This is a genomic window from Salmonella sp. 741265055_HSA (assembly GCF_046569525.1).
GTDB classification, from domain to species: Bacteria; Pseudomonadota; Gammaproteobacteria; order Enterobacterales; family Enterobacteriaceae; genus Salmonella; species Salmonella enterica.
In genome coordinates, this window is sequence record NZ_JBKFSQ010000016.1 from 38,342 (window position 1) to 58,706 (window position 20,365).

The 20,365-nt window shown below is 54.9% G+C and carries 15 protein-coding genes; 1 reads left to right on the forward strand and 14 read right to left on the reverse strand.

Annotated elements, in window-relative coordinates; all coding sequences use genetic code 11:
• Window positions 1–52: 52 nt before the first annotated feature.
• From ACLD4K_RS10970 to cmoM, 7 genes are all read right to left on the reverse strand, one after another.
• On the reverse strand, window positions 53–700 hold the full coding sequence (locus tag ACLD4K_RS10970) for an MBL fold metallo-hydrolase (protein WP_411011857.1): 648 nt from the start codon (window positions 698–700) through the stop codon (window positions 53–55).
• Between the two features lie 27 nt (window positions 701–727).
• The gene (locus tag ACLD4K_RS10975) at window positions 728–1,276 is read right to left on the reverse strand and encodes a DUF882 domain-containing protein (protein ID WP_411011858.1); all 549 of its coding nucleotides are present in this window, start codon (window positions 1,274–1,276) and stop codon (window positions 728–730) included.
• A gap of 259 nt (window positions 1,277–1,535) precedes the next feature.
• Window positions 1,536–3,383 (reverse strand): L,D-transpeptidase, encoded by a 1,848-nt coding sequence (ldtD, locus tag ACLD4K_RS10980; RefSeq protein ID WP_411011859.1) that lies wholly within the window; start codon window positions 3,381–3,383, stop codon window positions 1,536–1,538.
• Between the two features lie 344 nt (window positions 3,384–3,727).
• A complete protein-coding gene (gene mukB, locus ACLD4K_RS10985; protein WP_079962729.1) occupies window positions 3,728–8,194 on the reverse strand; it encodes a chromosome partition protein MukB in 4,467 nt (1,488 codons plus the stop codon).
• Window positions 8,194–8,898, reverse strand: a complete 705-nt coding sequence (mukE, locus tag ACLD4K_RS10990; RefSeq protein WP_000060024.1) for a chromosome partition protein MukE — start codon at window positions 8,896–8,898, stop codon at window positions 8,194–8,196. Before mukE ends, mukB begins: the two co-directional genes overlap by 1 nt.
• Window positions 8,879–10,201: a chromosome partition protein MukF gene (mukF, locus tag ACLD4K_RS10995; protein WP_001288828.1), complete on the reverse strand. Its 1,323-nt coding sequence runs from the start codon at window positions 10,199–10,201 to the stop codon at window positions 8,879–8,881. The genes mukE and mukF overlap by 20 nt, the downstream gene beginning before the upstream one ends.
• Window positions 10,194–10,997, reverse strand: a complete 804-nt coding sequence (gene cmoM / locus ACLD4K_RS11000; RefSeq protein WP_001154025.1) for a tRNA uridine 5-oxyacetic acid(34) methyltransferase CmoM — start codon at window positions 10,995–10,997, stop codon at window positions 10,194–10,196. Before cmoM ends, mukF begins: the two co-directional genes overlap by 8 nt.
• 140 nt (window positions 10,998–11,137) lie before the next feature.
• Between cmoM and elyC the strand changes: the two genes are divergently transcribed.
• Window positions 11,138–11,914, forward strand: a complete 777-nt coding sequence (gene elyC / locus ACLD4K_RS11005) for an envelope biogenesis factor ElyC (protein WP_000899568.1) — start codon at window positions 11,138–11,140, stop codon at window positions 11,912–11,914.
• Here the strand turns inward: elyC and ACLD4K_RS11010 are convergent.
• The 7 genes from ACLD4K_RS11010 to ACLD4K_RS11040 all read right to left on the reverse strand — a co-directional run bounded on the left by ACLD4K_RS11010 (window position 11,894) and on the right by ACLD4K_RS11040 (window position 20,274).
• Complete coding sequence (locus tag ACLD4K_RS11010) at window positions 11,894–12,787, reverse strand: YcbJ family phosphotransferase (RefSeq protein ID WP_000436893.1); 894 nt, start codon at window positions 12,785–12,787, stop codon at window positions 11,894–11,896. The genes elyC and ACLD4K_RS11010 overlap by 21 nt on opposite strands.
• 210 nt (window positions 12,788–12,997) lie before the next feature.
• A complete protein-coding gene (kdsB, locus tag ACLD4K_RS11015; protein ID WP_000011576.1) occupies window positions 12,998–13,744 on the reverse strand; it encodes a 3-deoxy-manno-octulosonate cytidylyltransferase in 747 nt (248 codons plus the stop codon).
• A complete protein-coding gene (gene ycaR / locus ACLD4K_RS11020) occupies window positions 13,741–13,923 on the reverse strand; it encodes a protein YcaR (RefSeq protein ID WP_000350061.1) in 183 nt (60 codons plus the stop codon). Before ycaR ends, kdsB begins: the two co-directional genes overlap by 4 nt.
• A gap of 51 nt (window positions 13,924–13,974) precedes the next feature.
• On the reverse strand, window positions 13,975–15,207 hold the full coding sequence (locus tag ACLD4K_RS11025; protein ID WP_411011860.1) for a winged helix-turn-helix domain-containing protein: 1,233 nt from the start codon (window positions 15,205–15,207) through the stop codon (window positions 13,975–13,977).
• A gap of 43 nt (window positions 15,208–15,250) precedes the next feature.
• Window positions 15,251–16,228 carry a tetraacyldisaccharide 4'-kinase gene (lpxK, locus tag ACLD4K_RS11030; protein WP_000561698.1) on the reverse strand — a complete coding sequence of 326 codons (978 nt, stop codon included), beginning with the start codon at window positions 16,226–16,228 and terminating at the stop codon, window positions 15,251–15,253.
• Window positions 16,225–17,973 carry a lipid A ABC transporter ATP-binding protein/permease MsbA gene (gene msbA / locus ACLD4K_RS11035; protein WP_183059723.1) on the reverse strand — a complete coding sequence of 583 codons (1,749 nt, stop codon included), beginning with the start codon at window positions 17,971–17,973 and terminating at the stop codon, window positions 16,225–16,227. Before msbA ends, lpxK begins: the two co-directional genes overlap by 4 nt.
• Window positions 17,974–18,009: 36 nt before the next feature.
• Complete coding sequence (locus tag ACLD4K_RS11040) at window positions 18,010–20,274, reverse strand: ComEC family protein (RefSeq protein ID WP_156010150.1); 2,265 nt, start codon at window positions 20,272–20,274, stop codon at window positions 18,010–18,012.
• Window positions 20,275–20,365: the final 91 nt, after the last annotated feature.

Consider the following 20,365-nt stretch of genomic DNA (forward strand, 5'->3'; position numbering starts at 1 on the left):
GACTGGCGTGACCGATAAAAAAGCCTGCACATTGCAGGCTTTTTCATTCTGCTTACCAGACCGGCATCTCATCTTGCAGGAAGGGATTATGCAGACGCTCGTACCCGAGCGTAGAGAGCGGGCCGTGGCCAGGAATAAAGGTCACATCATCGCCAAGCGGCAATAATTTTCGCTTAATGGCGTCAATCAACTGGGTGTGATCGCCGCGAGGAAAATCGCTGCGCCCAACGCCACCTTTGAAAATCACATCGCCGGAGATCAGCAGTTGCGACTGTTCATCAAAGAAAACCACGTGTCCCGGCGTGTGTCCCGGACAATGTAACACCTGTAACGTCACATTCCCTACGCTGACGCGATCGCCATCGTTCAGCCAGCGATCAGGCGTCAGCGGCTGACACTCATCCAGACCAAACATGCGGCTTTGCGCCGGCAGTCCTTGCAGCCAGAACTCATCTTCTTTTTCCGGACCGATAACAGGAACGCCGTAATGCTGCGCCAGTTCACTCGCCGCGCCGACATGATCGAGATGCCCATGCGTGAGTAAAATTTGCATCAACGTCACGCCGCTGGCGTCCACTTCCTGTTTAATTTTTTCCACGTCGCCGCCCGGATCGACCAGCGCCGCCAGCCGGGTTTGTTCGCACCAGATTAATGAACAGTTCTGGGAGAACGCGGTGACCGGAATAATACGATAGTTCATACTGCTCCTTTGATTAAGCCTCGCTGATTACCAGTGCCGCGCCGGCCCGGTATCAATATGCACAAAGTTACTACGTGGGTAATATCCTACACCACCTGCGCGCATAGATAACGCCGCTTTGCGAATATTGTTCAGCGCCACGCCCTCAATATGAAAATCCATCGCCTGCCCTTTTGTATGGTAGCTTTTTTTCGCTACGCCGCTGCTACGGGCGCGTAATTCATTATTGGTATCAAGAGAACGGTAGCCTGAGATGAGCTGCACAGGTTTACGCGTCCCTAACAGCCCCTGAAGTCGGTAAAGTTGGTCAAACAGGCGGGGATCGATTGATCGGACTTTATTCGCGCGATAGTCACGGAAAAAATGGTTTAACTTTGCTAATTCATCCTGAATGTAGGCTCTTCCATCGAAAAACTCCGCCTTGATTGACTCTCCGGTATGGAGATTGTTTAACGTCAAAATGCGTGGGCGTGGGGTCGAGAGTGTGGCAAACGCTGGCACGGGCAGGATGGCGGCGCCGAGAGCGACACCACCAAGCGCCAGCAGCTTGCGGCGATTAGCGTCAAATTTGTCCATGATAATCAGGTCTACAGGTCAATGTTATCGTTAATACACTTCTACCTTTAAGCAGACATGATACCGGCTGGCACAGACTTCTGAACGGCCCGGTCGACTTAAAGGTTGTTGTATATGCACTTCTGGCGCACGAAAGGCACCTTAACTGCCGATAAAGCCCGCGTCAAGATGGCCCTCCCCCAGCCACAACGGGGGTCTACAGCGAAACGCCCCGTTGAAGCCAAACATTAGGACAACATATTTACCAGAACTTCTTCATTTACCTGATTAATTGTTCAACCTTTGGCACAATTTGTGCGCTGGATCGCGCTGTGAGATCGTAATTGTAAATATCTGTACGATATTGCATACGTCCATCTGCGCCGACAAACGCGGTCAGATAGTAAAGATTTACTGGAATGTTCTGCCGGATATTGACATACCGCGTGTCGCCTTGCTTCAGGGCGCCAGAGATCCGCGCATCGTTCCAGCCCGCATCCTGCAAGAGCATATTCGCCAGTTCAGAGGCCTTATTGACCCGCACGCAGCCGGAACTTAACGCCCTGGCGTCACGCTGAAAGAGATTATGGTTAGGCGTATCGTGCAGATAGATCGCATCTGAGCTCGGCATATTAAATTTATAACGCCCCAGCGAATTGTGTGCGCCTGGCGCCTGCTGGAAACGGAACGGAAGATTCGATGGCGTAATGGTGGCCCAGTCAACCTGCCACGGATCGATCGCTTCTTTGCTGTTCCAGCCACGCATCACGGTGTAGCCATGGCGCTCCAGATAGCCTGGGTCATTCCACACCTTCGGTAAAATGTCTTTACGCGCAAGCGTGGGCGGAACGTTCCACGGCGGGTTCACCACCACATTATTCAGCGCGCTGCTCATCATCGGCGTTTTACGATCGGGGCGCCCGACGATCACCCTCGAAGCCAGCACCTGGTTGCCATTCTGATAGTAGACCAGCGAATAAGCGGGAATGTTCACCATAATACCGGTAGAGAGTTCCGCCGGCAGCAGGCGTAAACGTTGGATATTCAGTGCCAGTACGCCTGCGCGTTGCGCGGGGGTCATATTAAGCCAGTTACGCGTCGCCGGGCCAATAACGCCATCCGCCCCCAGCCCTTGCCATGCCTGAAAACGCTTTACCGCCTCGACCAGTTCACGATCGTAGGCGCGTGCCGCCGGAGCCGACTTACTACGGCGGGCCGTTGGTTCGTCGACCGGCTGCGCCACCGATGTTTCGACTACCGCGGCGGAGGGGCTGACGACGGCACTATCAGCAGTGTTATCGCCGGGTAAGGCTATCTTTGGACCGCCATCCAGCATCCCCGTACGCTGTAATATTTCGCGCAGCGCAGGCACATCGTTACTCCATTGCCCCGGGCGCAGCGTCGCGGTATTGGCCAACTGCGGCCACGGGCGAGAGTCCGCCACCAGCTTCAGTAGCGCGTCATGCATGGGCGCATACTGTGGATGCTGCGGCGCCAGGCTGGCGATATACATCGGCAACTGCCCCTCTTCCAGCGCGATTTGCCACTGGTTAATCACCGAGACTGGCGGCGTCGCCAATGCGTAAGGTTTGTTGCTATATAACCAGCGCTGGCCTTTGACGGGGATATTCGCAATGAAATGGAGATAGCCCATCATGGCGTCTGACAACACAACATCGCGCGCCATACCGTTTACGGCGGGATCGGTCAACAATGCCACCCAGGCGGTAAACTGCGGCTGGAATCCGGCAATCGCCACCTCTGCCAACTGTTGCTGGAAGGCTTTCACCGCATCGCGATTATCCCACATGGGCTTCATGTCGCGTGCGGCATAAAGCAATGTCAGTTGGCTCATATAGATCGGCGTATAGCCGGAAGGAAGCTGCGACTGTAAATCAGCCCGAACTTTCTCGGCTGAAACGCCCTCCGGCAGCGGCTGAATCCCGGCCATAATCGCCGTCGCGGCTGATTGCTTCTGCGACCCAGCCTGACCCGTCGCGGCAACGGCGCTATCGCCAGGTATCATTTCAGGCTCATCGGCCTGCGCATTGAACAGTGGAGCGAATGTTACGGCCAGGCATAAACTGATTGCCGACAGACAACGACCACACATCTTGTTAAGCAACATCCCTTGCCCCCTGTTTTCGTTATCATACTCCGCATGACTGTGCTACCCGCAGCGCGGGTCAACCGCAACCAATGCTTTTGTTTAGTATGACGAGTCGGCCTGCTCACTCGTCAGGCTTAACTCCAGTATATAAAGTTCGTTACGTTTTTGCCTAACCTAATGTAAAGAAGTTTAAAGAAAATGCACTACCCGGAGAGATTTTTCAGATAAAGAAAAAGGCGGCTTTCGCCGCCCCAGGCTAATGATAAAGCAGAATTTGTTGTGCCGGATGGCGGCGTAACCGACTTATCCGGCCTTGCCTGATAAGCGAGGCGCCATCAGGCACTTCATTATTTCTGCCGTGTTTAACTCGCTTCTGAAGGCGTATCTTCCGTCTGCGTACCGGGAAGCGTTTCCGGAAGCTGCGGCGCAAAGCCACGCAGCCCGACAACATGAACATGCTCAGTATTCTGAAACACTTTACGCACCAGTTTATAGGTCGTGCCCTTCTCCGGACTGATGTTTTCCGGCGCCGCGATGATGAGCTGCATCTGCAAACGTTCGCATAGTTCAAACAGCGTGGCGATAGAACGCGCATCCAGACGCGCCGCTTCATCGAGGAACAGCAGGCGACATGGCGAAATATCTTTCCCGCGCAGTCTGCGCGCTTCGTCTTCCCAGCTTTGCACCACCATCACCAGAATTGACATCCCGGTCCCGATAGCTTCCCCCGTTGATAGCGCGCCGGATTCCGCACGCAGCCAGCCGTCGGACCCACGGTTAACTTCAACTTCCATTTCCAGATAGTTACGGTAGTCCAGCAGCTCCTCGCCGATGGTCTGCGGCGTGCGTTGCCCCATATCGATCTGCGGATTCAGGCGCTGGTACAGTTTCGCCAGCGCTTCGGAGAAGGTCAGACGATTGCTGTTAAACAGATCCTGGTGCTGCTCCTGCTGTTCTGAAAGCACATCCAGCAAGGTGGCATGCGTTTCACGCACGTTGACGTTTAACCGCACGCTATTCACCTGGCCAAACGAGACGCTTTGCAACCCCTGGTTCAGCATACGGATACGGTTCTGCTCACGCTGGATAGTCTTACGGATAATGTTTGCCACGCTGCGGGAACTGATCGCCAGCTTTTGCTCACGCGATGTTAGCTCTTCCGTCAGACGGCTCAGCTCAATCTCCATTTGTTCAATGGCTTCAACCGGATCGTCGGTACGAATAATATCCTGACGAATACGTTCGCGCAGATGCTGGTAAACGGCCACAAAGAACTGGATTTTACGTTCCGGGCGTTTCGGATCTTCCGACAGACGCAATACGTCGCGCAGATGTTCGTTATCCGCGACGGCCAGGCGCAGCGCGCCCAACGCCTTATCCGACATGGAGCGCAGTTCATCCGCCGACAGATAAGCCAGCTCACGACGGTGCAGACGGCGTTCCACGCCATTGTCTTTCACCATCCGCATGACTGCGCACCAGCCGGCTTTCGCGGTTACGACCTGCTCGCGCATTTCATGATAATCGCGCTCCAGCTTGCGCAGCTTACGGGTCAGGTTATCCATCTCCGCTTCGCAGAAGGTGAGCGCTTTCTCAAGCTGATTGCGACGCGAACGGTTATTGCTCAACTGGGCGTGCAGTTCATCGCGACGCTGGCGGGCGCGTTCTTCCGCCCCGCTGTCGGCGCGAACGCCAATATCCTGTAATTCGCGCTGCAAATCGTTAAGCAGCTCTTTTTTCGTGTCGTAAGAGCTTTTTAGCGAGGCCAGGACCTGGCTGTACTGACTTAACTGCGCGGCATGGCTGCGCAGCGCTTCGCGGGCGCGGGTACGCTCGGCTTCCGCCTGCTCCAGCCGCTGGCGCAGCTTTTCGTTGAGATCGCTGTTGCCGCTCAGCATTTCCGCCGAGTCGGAATAGCTGAAATGCGCCCGACGTTCGACGACTTCAGCCAGCGCAAAAGCCTGCTGGCGCGCGTCGCGCTGCATTTGCTGCGACCATGCATAGTCTTCTTTTAACTGCTCAAACTGTTCCGGATCGCTTTGCAGAACGGAAACCACCGGCTCCAGTTTGGCTAACTGGTTGCCATATTGCTGCACAAATCGCGCCGCTTCCTGCGCCTCATCCAACCGTTCCTGAATTTCATCGACCCGATCGGCCAGCGTTTCATCGGCCAATAAATTCAGCCGCGGCAGCAAACGGTTAAGCGCGGAAACGCCCTCTTTCGCCTGCTCAAACTGAAGGCGCTGTTGCTGGTTGTCGCTTTCATGCGTCGCCAACGCGCGCTCCAGCTCGACGCGACGCCCGTTCAGTCGGCGAATTTCCGCTTCCGGATCGTCCTCAAAGGCAACGGAAAGGTGGCTACCGATAAAACGGCTGAACGCCTGGTGCAAACGCTGGGTTTTCTGCACGTCAAACGAGAGCGTGGCAAAGCGCTCGGAAAGCACTTCCCGTTCCGCATGGAGACTTTCAATACGGTTCTCGCGCGCCGCACGGCCAAAAATAGGCAGCGACGGGAAACGCGAATAACGCCATTGACGGTCGGCAATTTTCACGACCACCGCCTTTTCCAGCTCGTCAACGCTGAATACGCTGTCATCAAAAGACTGCGGATCGCCTTCGATCAGGTACAGATCTTCCGGGCAGTCGGTCAGACCTTCAAGCTGTTCGGCTATTTGCGATAAATCCGGTACGACGATCGCATGGCGCGACGGGCCATACAGTGCGGAAAAGTACGGCGCATCTTCAAGACTGACATCGTCGTAGATTTCCGACAGCAGTACCCCGCCAAAACGCTCCGCCAGCGCATTCAAACGCTGATCTTCCGCGCCGCCCGGCTGACTTAAACGTTCGATCTCTTCATCAACCGCATTTTTACGCGCGCCCACTTCGTCGCGTTCGACAATGGCTTCGCGCTCACGCTCCAGTAGCTGTTGCAGGTATTCGGTCACTTCCTGGCTGGACGTAAACTCCTCGCCGCACTGTTCGCTAAGCTGGTTCAGGCTATTCTGCGCCGCCAGCCAGACAGGAGCGCGTTGCATCAGATGTTGAATACGCGACTGAAGCTGTTCCTGTTCCTGACGCAAGGCCATACGCTGTTCGCTGGCTGACGATACGCTATCAGACAAGGACGCGATGCGGGCTTCCAGCTCCTGATGCAGCGCTTCCAGTTCGTCAATATCAAAATTTTTGCCCTGTCGCTTACAGAACTCCGCCAGCAGACGTTCCGCCTCTTGCTGCTCGCGCAGCCGTTGTTCCAGTTCGCTCAGGCGCATCCGCAGCGGCTGTACCTGTTCCGCCAGATGACGCTGGTTCACGCCGTCCCGTAACAGCTCGCGCGCCACGTCCCAGGCTTCGCTACGCGCCAGCGGGCCGTTGATCGCCGCCACCAGCTGATAAGCCTGCTCAAACTGGCTGTGCGCGGTTTGCGCCACGCTCATTTTTTGTTCCAACGACAGCAGTTTTTCCGTAGCTTCCTGCTCTTTTGCCTGGAAAGTATCCAGCCATTCGGCGGCGCTTTCCGGCGTTAGATCCGGCAGATGGCAAAGTTCTTTAGCGCGGGCAAGCGCTGATATCGCCTGGTTATACTGAATCGCGCGCGTTTGCTGTACATCCAGCGCCTGCTGGTAATCCGCAAGCTGGCTTTTGAGTTCATCGACTTCCAGCTCGGCGGCTTCGGCACGCGCTTCATTTTCGTCCTGCATTTCGGCGGCTTCCGCCACCACTTCATTTTGCTCTTCGAGTCGAATCTGCAGCTCTTCAAGATCCGCTTCGTAGCGTTCAATTTTTTCCTGCTGGCGCAGCGCGGTTTGTACCAGATTCAGGTGATCGCTCGCCGCCTGGTAATCCGCTTCAAGAGAACCTTCGGCACCGTTATGTTCGCCCAATTCACGGGCCATATCGACGTGCTTATACTGCTCTGCCGCCAGTTGTTTGCGCGATGTGTACAGTTCGCGTCGAAACGCCAACGCCTGATCAAGGTGAACCCGACGCTCATTGGCGTGGCGCATATAATCCGCCGCCACATAATCGGTGGCTTCGCTGATCAAATGCTTAAACAGATCGCGATCGGATTGGGTAACACGAATCGCTTCCAGCGTGAGTCGGTTCTCGCGCAGCGCCGCTTCCATATCCTGGAACGCCTTGCGCACACCGCTGTTTTCCGGCAATAAATAATCGCGTAGCGATCGGGTAATGGCACTGGAGATCCCGCCGTACAGCGAGGCCTCTATCAAACGATAGAATTTACTACGATCGGAAGCGGAGCGCAGACGACGGGCGATAATCCCTAAGTCAAACATCAGCGAATGATAATCGGTGATGGAGTTAAACTGCTTAAACTGCACGCCTTCCATCTCGTCAAGCTTGTCTTTCAACTCAGCAAGCGACAGTACGCGCGCCTGACGTTCGTTTAATGTCTCCGTCACCAGTTGTGTCGGCTGTACCGACATCGGCAGCCCCTGGATAGCGAACGGTTTGATGTCCACTTTGCGATCGCGCCCAGCGACCTGCTGCAGACGCACGCCGACCACCACCCGCTGATGGCGGGAATTAATAGTGTCGAGCATGGAGTAACAGACGCCCGCCTTCAGCTTACCGTGCAGGCCTTTATCGCGCGAACCGCTGGTGGCGCCGGCTTCCGTGGTGTTACGAAAGTGCAGTAATGTAAGATCCGGGATCAGCGCCGTGACGAACGCCGCCATCGTCGTGGATTTCCCGGCGCCGTTGCCCCCGGATAACGTCGTGACCAGTTCATCCAGGTCAAAAGTGCGGGCAAAAAAACCGTTCCAGTTAATCAGCGTTAGCGAGCGAAATTTACCGCGTTCAATCATTATTCTTCCTCTCCACTGTCCGGCTGATTCTCTTCGGTCTCATCATTAAGTTGCAGATGGTTTTCAATGGGCATCGCTTCCCCGTCGCGGATGAGACGACGCTGCGCCTCGCGAGGATCGTCGCCGGCGCGGACATCCGCGCCAAAGCGGAAGACCGATTCGGTAATACGGAATTTGCTGCTGTCGTGGCCCATAAACCATACCATGCCCAAACGACGCAGGCGGTTTAAAGAAGAACGCACCTTTTCCTGCAGTTTCTGACGATCAACGTCAGATCCCGTCGAGCGGTTATTCACCAGCTTTAGCAGTTTGGCTTCGTCCGCAAGGGTAAGCAGCTCGTCGTACAACTCTTGCTGAGTAAAGATCCCTTCGTTGGCCAGACGCTCCGGGCTAAGATAGAGGTAGCAGAGAATTTTACCGACCATCATATCCAGTTCGGATAACACCGAGCGCGGGATAAGCGTGGTAGAACGCGGACGCAGGTAGAAGAATCCCTCCGGCGCGCGGATCAGTTCCACGTTATAACGCGCGTAAAACTCTTCCAGGTATTCCTGAAAATCCATCAGAAAGGCATGATTATCCAGTTCGTCCAGCCCGATGTGGCGGCCCGAACGTAATGCGCTATCCAGCGCCGGAAATAACGGATTCGCCAGCGCCTGCGCCAGCTTAACCGGCATCACTTGTTCAATATTTGTCAATGACATGCGCCTGTACCTTGGCTCCGTAATCATTAATCGGCTGCCATTTGGCTGGCAGTCCGGTGAAATCTGCTTGCGCTACGCCAAGACGTACCGCTTGATCGATAACAATACGCGCCACGTCGAAATGACGCGCGCGCGGGTATTGCGCCAGATACTCGCGCACCACCAGCCCAAGATCCAGTGGCGTTTGTCTGGTTTTGTAGATAGCCAGCTGTTCTTCAATGATGGCCGCTAACTGCTCGCGGATCTCGTTAAACTCTTCATATTCCAGATCCGGCGGCAACTCCCCGGTGACTTCATCGTCACGCAACGCCATCTCTTCATCGCGCATATCCAACAGACGATCGGCATTCGCGTAGGTTAGCGCCCACGGATCGTCAAAATAAGTCTGCACGGACTGGCGCAACCGCTGGGCGAAGACACGGTTTTTATCCATATCGATCGCGGTACGGATAAATTTATGCACGTGACGATCGTAGCCGATCCATAAATCAATAGACTGCTGACCCCAACTGATAATGCGGTCGAGTTTACTTTGTAAGTCAAACACCAGCCTGTCGACAAAATGCAGATCGTCGTGCGTCATCGTGGCATCCTGAATGCGCAGCAGGTTAGCCTGCAGCTTATCGCCCGCCGCCTCCAGCGTATCCTGCAACTCGCGCAGCGTACCGGACGTTTCGGAAAGCAGCAGCTCACAGCTGGAAATCGCCGCCCGCCAGTCTTTATTCAGCAGTTGTGCGATATCGTCTTTCACCTGCTGCTGCTGTTCATCCATGATGCGCTGGGTCAGATCGATACTGTCGAAAATCTCCGCCACCGAATATTTCAATGGCGCGTAAACGTTGCGATGCCAGTGGAACTCATCGCCACCCTCCGCTGCCGCATCCGCCGCGCGCTTCAATTCGCCGGCCACAATCGACAACTGCATAGAAAGACGCAGCGTAGAGAATTCGCGTTGACGAATGTAGTAATCGGTGATGCCAATCCCGAGCGGGGTTAATCGGTAAATCGCATTGCCTTCCGCCTGCTCGCTGGTAAAGCGGTTCAGCAGACGTTGACGCACCATATCGTTAATCGCGTTATTAGCGCGCACGCCGATGGTTTCGCTGGTTTGCTCAAACGCATCACTCACATGGCGGAATGCATCCACCAGCTCGCCTTCACTCATCTCGCCGTCAAGGCGTTCGCCGTTCAACGTGGCGACCGCCAGCAGAAAGGAAAGTCTGTCTACCGGCAGCGAGATGGAAAAGTCGTTTTTTCTGGCCCAGGCAACCAGTTCGGGGACTGTCTGGGAAAATTCACTCATAGGTTATCCTTGCATCTGCGGCTAGCGCCGGGCTTTTAATCGCGGTGACATGAATGTAGCGCCCAAGGCTAATATACGGCTCCTGGCGGCAATAACGCGTTTCCAGTTCGACCAGGGTCTCATAACAGTCACGCTGCTGGTGTTTTTCACGCAGATAATCATGAAACACACGCACGCCGGTTTTACCGGTAATCTGCCAGCCAATCGCCTCCAGCCACTGGTACACCTGCGCGGGGTCGCGCGGGTAGTCAGGCGACAGCGTGCGCTTCTTGCGTTTAGGCATCCCCGCCTGCACGTAGTCAAAATTACCCGCCACCATATTGTGCATCAGTAAACCGTTAGCGTTATAGAACATCAACGACAGCGCGCCGCCAGGGCGCAATACTGACCAGAGCGTTTCTAATACGCCGACAGGATCGGCTACCCACTCCAGCACAGCATGAAACAATATCAGATCAACCGGGCTTTCCAAATGCGAAGCGACGTCCTGAGCCGGGCATTGTATAAAATGCATGTCTTTGCTCACACCTTTTGCCTCGGCCGCCTGCCGCGCGCGGGCGATCATTTCGCCAGACAGATCGCATAACGTCACCTGATGGCCGCGTTCCGCCATCTTAATCGCCGTTTGCCCTTCGCCGCCGCCGGCATCCAGTACCCGCAGTTTTCGCCCGCCAATCTCCTCCAGCACGCGATCCAGGTCTTGCCACAGAATGGCTTGCCGCAGTTGCCCTTTGGTCGTGCCGTAAATGTTACGGGAAAACTTTTCAGCAATGTCATCAAAATTGCGATCCTGCATCGGACTCTCCACAGGCTGGCTCAGGCGTTATCTGATATGATAAAACCGCTATTTTGTCACAGCCACGGCGAGAATGAACCTGTCTGGTGTAATATCATCGTTAATCCGCCGCTATATGGTTAAAAAAGGAACCAAAAAGGATGCTTTTTACGCTAAAGAAAGTGATTGGCGGTATGTTATTGCCGCTTCCGCTGATGTTGCTGATGATTGGCGTCGGCCTGGCGCTGGTCTGGTTTAGCCGCTTTCAGAAGACCGGAAAAGTATTTATCAGCGTAGGTTGGCTGGCGCTATTGCTATTAAGCCTGCAACCCGTCTCTGACCATCTGCTGCGTCCGATAGAAAACCGCTACCCTACCTGGCAGGGTCCGCAAAAGGTGGAATATATTGTGGTTCTCGGCGGCGGTTATACCTGGAACCCGCAGTGGGCGCCGAGCTCTAATTTAATTAACAACAGTTTACCGCGGCTGGCGGAAGGCATTCGGCTGTGGCGCGCGAATCCGGGAGCCAAGCTGATTTTTACCGGCGGCGTAGCAAAAACCAATACGGTAAGCACGGCGGAAGTCGGTGCGCGGGTGGCGCAGTCGCTGGGCGTACCGCGTAGCGATATTATTACGCTGGATAAGCCAAAAGATACGGAAGAAGAAGCCGCCGCCGTTAAGCAAGCCATCGGCGACGCGCCTTTCCTGCTGGTAACCTCCGCCTCGCATTTGCCGCGAGCGATGATTTTCTTTCAGCATGCCGGGCTGAATCCGCTTCCCGCGCCGGCGAATCAGTTGGCAATCGATTCGCCGCTCAATCCCTGGGAGCGGGCAATTCCGTCCCCGGTCTGGCTGATGCACAGCGATCGCGCTGGGTATGAAACATTAGGGCGACTTTGGCAATGGCTGAAAGGCATATCAGGCAAGCCAGGGGAGTAATGATTTCGCCGCCAGATCAAAATTGGTACGGTTAAAACGTCCGGTATTGACCAATTGCGCAACCTCGTCCCACAGCACATAGAGCCAACGCCGCCAGATGAAGGACTCCGCCACTGGCGCGCGTTGCAGATAATGCCAAAGCAATCCCTCCGCCAATGGATTATCCATCAGGCGAAACAGTTCGAACTCTCTCGGCGCCCACAGCATCAGCCCGGGGCCGACCATCGCCAGAAGCTGATCGCTACGGGCGTCTTTAAGCATACTGCGCAGGCAGAAGTTGCCATGCACCAGTACGCAGTTGTCGTTAAACCCTTCAAATAACGAAGGAAGACATTCTCTGGTACGAAACAGAATGCGTTTGTCCTGCATCGTCAGGCCGGTATTGCTGAACTGATTTAGCGTCGTCCACAGCACCTCCACCCGCTGACGATACCAGGAAGGCCAGATATTCTCCTGAGTATGGTCCACGGCGCCAACGCAACCGCGGCTATCCTGCCGATGCCAGGCTAACAGCCCTTCGACAATCTGATCTTTTAGCTGTTCCCAGCGTTCCGGAGTGCGCGCCGGCGCCTCGACCGGCACACCGCGCAGTCGTTCCAGTAGCAGCACATCCGGACCAGGATGCTCTTCATGCGTCAATACGCCATAGATTACCGGCATCCTCACCGTACCGCTACGCGCCAGCATTGAGGTTTTCCATGCCAGTTGCTGCGCAACGCCGGGAGTGGTAAAACTTCGCGCCATCAGCGGCATCGGATTTCCCTGGCTGTCATATAATGACCACAATGCGGAATCCGCTTTCTCATTCACGCACTCTATACGGCTAAGTTTTTCACCCAACAAATGACTGAGTTCGGCCCGCAACTGTTCCATTCCAGATTACCCCCATTAGTGCTACTGCTTTAATAATGAGCGTCGTATGGACAGATGTCACCCGTATCAGATCAAGGGAAGAAAAGAAAAATGAGGAAAATCGTAACGGTACGAGAAAGCCGCCACTGATGAGCAGACGTGAGTATTCATCTTTGCGCTATCATACCGCGCTGTTCATGACCGTCTAAGACGATCATGAACAGGATCATGTTAACGCATTTCAGCGCGCACGCGCTCCAGGTCGTCGGCGGTGTCTACGCCCGTGCCGGGCACCGCTTTGGCGACAGCGACATGAATTTTTTCGCCGTACCACAGCACACGGAGTTGCTCCAGCATTTCAATATGTTCCAGCGGGCTGGGTTGCCAGCTCACGTAACGGCGGATAAATCCCGCGCGATAGCCATAAATGCCCAGGTGACGAAGGCAAGTATCCCCTACCGTTTCCAGACTTTTTGCAAAGCGATCGCGATCCCAGGGAATCGTCGCCCGGGAAAAGTAAAGCGCATAGCCTTCAGCATCCAGCACGACTTTTACCGCATTCGGGTTAAACGCTTCTTCGGCGCTGTGAATCGGCACCGCCAGCGTCGCCATGCCAACCTGGCGCTGCGCCAGATTTTCCGCGACCTGGCGAATAATAACCGCCGGGATCATCGGCTCATCGCCCTGAACGTTCACAATAACGGTATCGTCGCTGAATCCGCACTTCTCTACCACTTCCGCCAACCGTTCGGTGCCGGACTGGTGATCGGCGCGCGTCATGCACACTTCGCCGCCAGCCGCTTCTACCGCACGAGCCACGTCTTCATGATCGGTCGCGACAATAATGCGTTCCGCGCCAGATTCGCGCGCCCGCTCCAGGACATGAACAATCATGGGTTTACCATTAATATCCACTAATGGTTTGCCTGGCAGTCGGGTAGATGAAAAACGGGCCGGAATGATGACGACGAAACTCATGATTTACTCTCATCAGATGTCAGGGCGCGAGCTTCATTTTCCAGCAATACAGGAATGCCGTCGCGTAACGGGAAAGCGAGATTATCCAGTTTGCAAATTAATTCTTGCTGTTCCTGGTTATACCAGAGTTTGCCGTTACATACCGGGCAGGCGATGATTTCAAGCAGACGATGATCCATAGTTCCTCCAGATGGACCGGATTGTGAATCCTTCAATATTAACATAATCGGTTATGGTGCAGGGTCTATTTCCCAGCCATGACGCATGGCGCTAAACAGGCCTGGCGGACATTGTCCCAGCGTCACGCGCGATGCCCGTTGCCAGGCAGCAAACGCGCTAATCGCCTGCCAGATTCCTTTTTGCAGATTAACGCCAGGACGAATATCGTCCTCCAGATACAGCGAGATAACCTCAAGTACCCCCGTTTTACGGTGCATTTTGGCATCCATTCGCCCGACTAAACGGCCCTGGTATAATAGCGGCAGCACAAAATAACCGTACTGGCGCTTCGCCGCGGGCGTATAACATTCCAGCCGATAGTTAAATCCGAAAAGCTGCGCTGCCCGCTTGCGATCCCATACCACAGGATCGAAAGGCGACAGTACTGCGCTATGGGTCGCCTTTAAGGCGTTATTCAGCGCCGGTTCAAGCTGCGAAAGAAGATCGGCATGAAGCCACATCCGCCCCAACGTTTCCACCTCGACCGGAATAATCTGCTGCTGTTCCGCCCGGCTCTCCCGCCATCCCTTCAGGTCAGGACGTTTCAGGCGGTAGTAATCCGCCAGCCACTGTTCACGGAAAATCCCCAGACTGCGCGCGCTATTATCCAGCATCAGGTTTTCCGCCTGCGACTGTGACAGTCCATCGCGTCCATCATCCCAGTGCGGCATCACACGGGGCGTTAAATCATATACACGTTGAAAATTACGCCGCTCAACAACCATGACTTTTCCGGCGGTAAATAAACCCTCAAGGTGGCGTTTATGTGGTTTCCATTCCCACCAGCCGCTGACGCCTTTCTGCGCATGTTCAAAATCGGCAGAACGCACCGGACCGTGCTCCTGAATATGCCGAACCAGCTGTTCTATTTCTTCCGCGTGCTCATGCATCCATGCCGCGCGATATTTCCAGCCCATCTTTTCCGGCGACAGCATACGATGGCGGATAAGTTTAAAGTCGTCGCGTGGTAAGAAACAGGCCTCATGCGCCCAGTATTCCATTAACTCGCCGCGTCGCAGCGCCTCATCCAGCCAGGCCTGCGGGTACGAGCCGAGACGGCTAAACAGCACCAGATAGGGGCTACGTGCGACAACATTGATGGTATCAATTTGCAACAACGCCATGCGTGAGATGGCGGCAAGAACATCGCCAGGCATCGCGTTACGGCGCGGCTTTTTCAATAGCCCCTGCGCAGCAAGGTGAAGACAACGGGCCTGGGAAAGAGAAAGGTACGGCAATGACATTCATGACTCCATAAATTCATCACTGCCGCAGCATTGGGGTACGCTAGCGAACCAGCGAGGTGATATGTTCAAGCAACTTATCAGGCTGCTCACCGGACAAACGCGCATCAACCGGTAAGAACCACCAGTTATCTTCGGCAAAAGCACGGCATTTCACCGCGTCTTTTTCCGTCATTACCAGGGTCTGCCCTTCACCGACCAACGCCTGAACGTCAGCAGGGGCGAGCGTTTGATGATCGGCCAGCGGGACGCACTTTTGCGGATGCGCGCCACAGGCTTCCAGCGTCGCGAAAAAGCGCGGCGGATGACCGATGCCCGCCATCGCCACAATATTGCTCAGTTGCGCCACATCGCAACGCGCTCCCGTACGTAAGTTCACCGCCAGTCCAGGCGCTAGCTGCATGGGTATTTCGCCTGCCCGGGCGACGCCGCCATTCACGATAGCGGCGTCCACGGTTTTCAGGCGACTGGCGCGTTCGCGCATAGGACCGGCAGGAAGCCACCAGCCGTTGCCAAAGCGGCGCACGCCGTCAATCACCACAATTTCAATATCTCGCGCGAGTCGGTAATGCTGCAACCCATCGTCAGTGATAATAATCTGCACATTATGCGCCGCCAGAATCGCTTTCACCGCCGCGGCGCGTTCAGGCGCTACCGCGACAGGCGCGCCGGTCCGTTGATAAATCAATACCGGTTCATCTCCCGCTTCTGCGGTTGTCGTCTCCGGCGTCAGAAGTAGCGGATAAGCGGCAGCTTTCCCGCCGTAGCCGCGGGAAACGACCCCCACGCGCACGCCACGCTGTTGCAGCTTTTCCACCAGCCAAATGACTACGGGGGTTTTACCGTTACCGCCAGCCGTAAGATTCCCTACCACAACCACCGGTACCGGCGCTCGCCAGGCGCGTTTCAAACCAAGCTTATAGCTCAGACGAATCGCCCCGCTCACCAGGCCATACAGCCAGGAGAGCGGCAGCAGTAACCGCCATAGCGGGGATTCACCCGACCAGATACGCGCAATCATTGGCCAAATTGCATCTTATGTAGCTGGGCGTAAACGCCGTGTTGCGCCAGCAGCTCGCTATGAGTGCCGCGCTCAACGATAATGCCGTCTTCGACTACAACGATCTCATCCGCCTGTTCGATGGTGGAGAGACGGTGCGCAATCACCAGAGAGGTACGGTTTTTCTGCAGCTCATCCAACGCTGCCTGAATCGCACGTTCAGACTCGGTATCCAGCGCAGACGTAGCTTCATCAAGGATCAGAATCGGGCTGTCGCGCAGTAAGGCGCGGGCAATCGCGATACGCTGGCGCTGACCGCCGGAAAGCAGTACGCCGTTTTCGCCGATAATGGTATCCAGGCCATTATCCATCTTGTTGATAAAGTCCATGGCATAGGCCATGCGCGCCGCCTCTTCAATCTGCTTGCGGCTGTATTCTTCCGTCCTGGCATAAGCAATGTTATTGGCGACCGTGTCGTTAAACAGATGCACGTTTTGCGAAACCAGCGCCACCTGATTACGCAGAGAGGCCAGAGTGTATTCGCGTAGATCGTGACCATCCATCAGGATGTGTCCTTCATCAATATCGTAGAAACGGGTGATCAGGCTGGCGATAGTTGATTTACCCGATCCGGAACGCCCCACCAGCGCCACGGTTTTCCCGGCAGGAATTTTCAAATTGATGTTACGCAATGCCGGCACTTCACGGCCCGGGTAAGTAAACGTCACATTGCGGAATTCGAGATCGCCGGTCGCGCGGTCAATGACACGTTTACCTTCATCTTTCTCCTGTTCGCTGTCCAGAATCGCAAACAACGTCTGACAAGCCGCCATCCCACGCTGGAACTGCGCGTTAACGTTTGTCAGCGATTTTAATGGACGCATCAGCGCGATCATGGAGGAGAACACCACGGTGATGGTCCCTGCCGTCAGGCTATCCATTACGCTTGGGAAGCTCGCAGCATAGAGGACAAACGCCAGCGCCAGCGAGGCAATGAGCTGAATGATAGGATCGGAAATTGACGAGGCAGAGACCATTTTCATGCCTTGCAGTCGCATCTTATTGCTGACTTTATCAAAGCGTTTCGTTTCGACTTCCTGACCGCCGAAAATCAGTACCTCTTTGTGTCCTTTCAGCATTTGTTCAGCGCTGGTAGTCACTTGTCCCATCGTGTTCTGCATATTTTTACTGATGCTGCGGAACCGCTTTGAGACAACGCGAATCGCAATCGACACAATCGGCGCTAAAACAACCAGGATGATCGACAGCTGCCAGCTGTAATAGAACATCATGATAAACAATCCGATGATCGATGCCCCTTCACGCACCACGGTAATCAGCGCGCCAGATGAAGAAGAGGCAACCTGTTCTGAATCGTATGTAATACGCGACAGCAGCGTACCGGTAGACTGTTTATCAAAGAAGGCGACGGGCATTCCCATCATATGGCCAAACAGGCGACGGCGCATGGTCATTACCACCTTGCCTGACACCCATGAAATACAGTAGCTGGAGATATAGCTAGTGATGCCTCGTAATATCATCAGCCCAATAACCACCAGCGGCATCCACAGCAACACTGAGCGATCCGTTTTACCGAAACCATCATCCAGTAATGGCTTGAGGAGCGATAGCATGAAGGTATCGCTGGCTGCGTTGAGAATTAACGCTATGCCCGCCACGATCAGACCTGCTTTAAAAGGCGCTATGGTTGGCCACAGTCGGCGGAAGGTCTGCCACGTAGAGAGATCTTTATCGTTATGCATTCAAAAAACCAGCATTTGTTGAAATAGCCGCATATTCTACCCGTTATCCTCGGACACGCCAAACCACTGATGATACCAGCGAGGTAAAATTTGATCCCGTAAGCCTTGTATGCGCCAGCCCTGCGGAGAAAACAGCAGCGAAATTTGCCCCTGGTGGGGTGTATCAAACCACTGATACGCCTGCTGTCGGTAGCGCTGTTTTACCTTGCGGGACGGCAGCCGCCATGCGTTATAGCGCGATGCGGACGCCAGCGCCGCTTCACCATGTACGCGCTGAATAAATGGTAGCGACGACGACGTATTACTACCATGATGCGGCACCTGGATAAACGTCGCCGCAAGATGTCGCCAGTAACGACTTAGCATTTTTTGTTCAGCGCCCGCTTCGATATCGCCCGTGAGCAGGATGCTATGTACACCGTCATCCACTTTGACCACACAAGAACGGTTATTTCCTCGATCGGCACTTTCGCGTAACGGCCAGTGCGCCTGAAACGTTAGCCCCTGCCATTGCCACTGCTCGCCGCGAAAACAGGGCAAATGTCCCTGCCAGCCTAACGGGCTGCGAATCCACATTGACGGCCAGACCTGCTGTAGCGAACGCAGCCCGCCCCGATGATCCAGATGCTCATGACTCAAAATAACGCCCTCCGGCGTCAGATTATGCCAGCGCAACCAGGGAATAATAACCTGTTGCCCGCTGTCGCCCTCCGGCCATGCCCGACCGGTATCGTAGAGTATTACTTTATCGCCCCTGACGATCGCTATCGCCAGCCCCTGACCGACATCCAGCATATGCACCTGCCATCCGCTGGCGTTTATCGGCCGCCAGAGTGGCCAGCTCATCAACAATAACCCGCATAAACAGACCGCCGGCCAGGTACGCCAGACGTTTAATCGCCACGCGATAAGCATTAGCCAGGGCAAAAACGTCAGCCACTGCCAACGGTTATCAATATTCACCCAGCCCTGCGGTAAAGCATTCAACAGGTAAAATAGCGCGGCTAACGCGCGATCGGTCAGGTACCATACCCACTCTTCAAGAAAAAACGGCCCGGTTAAATGCAGAATCATTCCCGCCAGGATGAGTGGAACCGTCACAAATGTGACCCAGGGTACGGCAAAAAGATTCGCCAGCATTGCGGTAACGCTTATGCCATGAAAAAGCGCCACCTGGAGAGGCAAAAGCAGAAGTGTAATGCCTGCCTGTAGGTGAAGCAGGTTAAGCAACCAACGTAAGCCCCGTGGAAAATTTCCGTTTGGCGCAGGAAACCACTGATACCAGAATAACAGGCCGGCAACCGCAAATGCTGACAGCCAAAGACTTTGTGATATAACCGCCACAGGATCGGCGAAAATAATCGCGGCCAGACAGCAGCACCAGACTTGCCAGCCGCTCCACTGTCGTCCGCTTAATTTTAATCCTCCCCAGACGCTCAGTGCCGCCACCGTGCGCAGCGCAGGCGGTTGTAAGCCGGTAAGCCAGGCATAACATATCGCGCAAAGAATGCCGCCCAGCAATGGCGTCTGCCAACGAATCCATCTGACCGGCAAAAAGAATTGTCCACCACGGATTAATCCGGCAGCCAATAACGCGGCAAAAGCGATATGCAGGCCGGAAATCGCCATCAAATGGGCAGTCCCCGTATCGCGCATAACGGCCTTCACCTCCTGCGACACCTCTCCCCGCTCCCCCATTCCCAACGCCAGAATAACCTGTTGCCACGGATAAGGCGCAAGCGTAGCGCGAATCGAAGCAAGATAGCGCCCACGCAAGCTACACTCAGGGTTAATCGCTTTAGCCTGTAGAAAACGCCCGGTCAATGGTTGGTGCTGCGCCAGCGCGTAACGTTGGCTATCAAAACCGCCTTCGTTAAGCTGTCCGTGTACCGCTCTGACCTTCAGCGTCATCGCCCACTGTTGCCCGGCACACACTTCCGTGGGTAAGTACTGGCCATGCAGGACAATCCCTACAGCAGGAAAGAGCGGCTTTCCACGCAAATGGGTGATTCGCCCATAATGAGTGGTCATATGATCGGTGGCAGTAATGACGACTGTCGCCTCCTGCGTCGCGGCGGGCAGGACGTTTCCCGCCCAGATGGCCTGCCTGGCGGCAAATATCCCCCACATGAAAAAGAGCAAGGTTAATGCCGCGTAGCGCGCATAGTGATGGGGTATGAGGCAAAGCAAACATGCCAGACAAAACAGCACCGCGAGAATCCACGTGTCAGGTAATACTGGCAATATCATGAGCGGAAGTATTCCGCATACTACGCATACGCTGACCGTCGTTATCTTCATAGACACCTCCCTGTGCGGGAAAGTGTGCAGGTTCAGGACGCCATTGTCTGGAGGGGATTTTGTGCTATACGGCGCGGATTCCAGGTTTTTT

Excerpts from the sequence above, each read along its gene's own strand:
- ACLD4K_RS10970 (WP_411011857.1), bottom strand. The coding sequence starts at position 700 with ATGAACTATCGTATTATTCCGGTCACCGCGTTCTCCCAGAACTGTTCA.
- ACLD4K_RS10975 (WP_411011858.1), bottom strand. The coding sequence starts at position 1,276 with ATGGACAAATTTGACGCTAATCGCCGCAAGCTGCTGGCGCTTGGTGGT.
- ldtD (WP_411011859.1), bottom strand. The coding sequence starts at position 3,383 with ATGTTGCTTAACAAGATGTGTGGTCGTTGTCTGTCGGCAATCAGTTTA.
- mukB (WP_079962729.1), bottom strand. The coding sequence starts at position 8,194 with ATGATTGAACGCGGTAAATTTCGCTCGCTAACGCTGATTAACTGGAAC.
- mukE (WP_000060024.1), bottom strand. The coding sequence starts at position 8,898 with ATGTCATTGACAAATATTGAACAAGTGATGCCGGTTAAGCTGGCGCAG.
- mukF (WP_001288828.1), bottom strand. The coding sequence starts at position 10,201 with ATGAGTGAATTTTCCCAGACAGTCCCCGAACTGGTTGCCTGGGCCAGA.
- cmoM (WP_001154025.1), bottom strand. The coding sequence starts at position 10,997 with ATGCAGGATCGCAATTTTGATGACATTGCTGAAAAGTTTTCCCGTAAC.
- elyC (WP_000899568.1), top strand. The coding sequence starts at position 11,138 with ATGCTTTTTACGCTAAAGAAAGTGATTGGCGGTATGTTATTGCCGCTT.
- ACLD4K_RS11010 (WP_000436893.1), bottom strand. The coding sequence starts at position 12,787 with ATGGAACAGTTGCGGGCCGAACTCAGTCATTTGTTGGGTGAAAAACTT.
- kdsB (WP_000011576.1), bottom strand. The coding sequence starts at position 13,744 with ATGAGTTTCGTCGTCATCATTCCGGCCCGTTTTTCATCTACCCGACTG.
- ycaR (WP_000350061.1), bottom strand. The coding sequence starts at position 13,923 with ATGGATCATCGTCTGCTTGAAATCATCGCCTGCCCGGTATGTAACGGC.
- ACLD4K_RS11025 (WP_411011860.1), bottom strand. The coding sequence starts at position 15,207 with ATGTCATTGCCGTACCTTTCTCTTTCCCAGGCCCGTTGTCTTCACCTT.
- lpxK (WP_000561698.1), bottom strand. The coding sequence starts at position 16,228 with ATGATTGCGCGTATCTGGTCGGGTGAATCCCCGCTATGGCGGTTACTG.
- msbA (WP_183059723.1), bottom strand. The coding sequence starts at position 17,973 with ATGCATAACGATAAAGATCTCTCTACGTGGCAGACCTTCCGCCGACTG.
- ACLD4K_RS11040 (WP_156010150.1), bottom strand. The coding sequence starts at position 20,274 with ATGAAGATAACGACGGTCAGCGTATGCGTAGTATGCGGAATACTTCCG.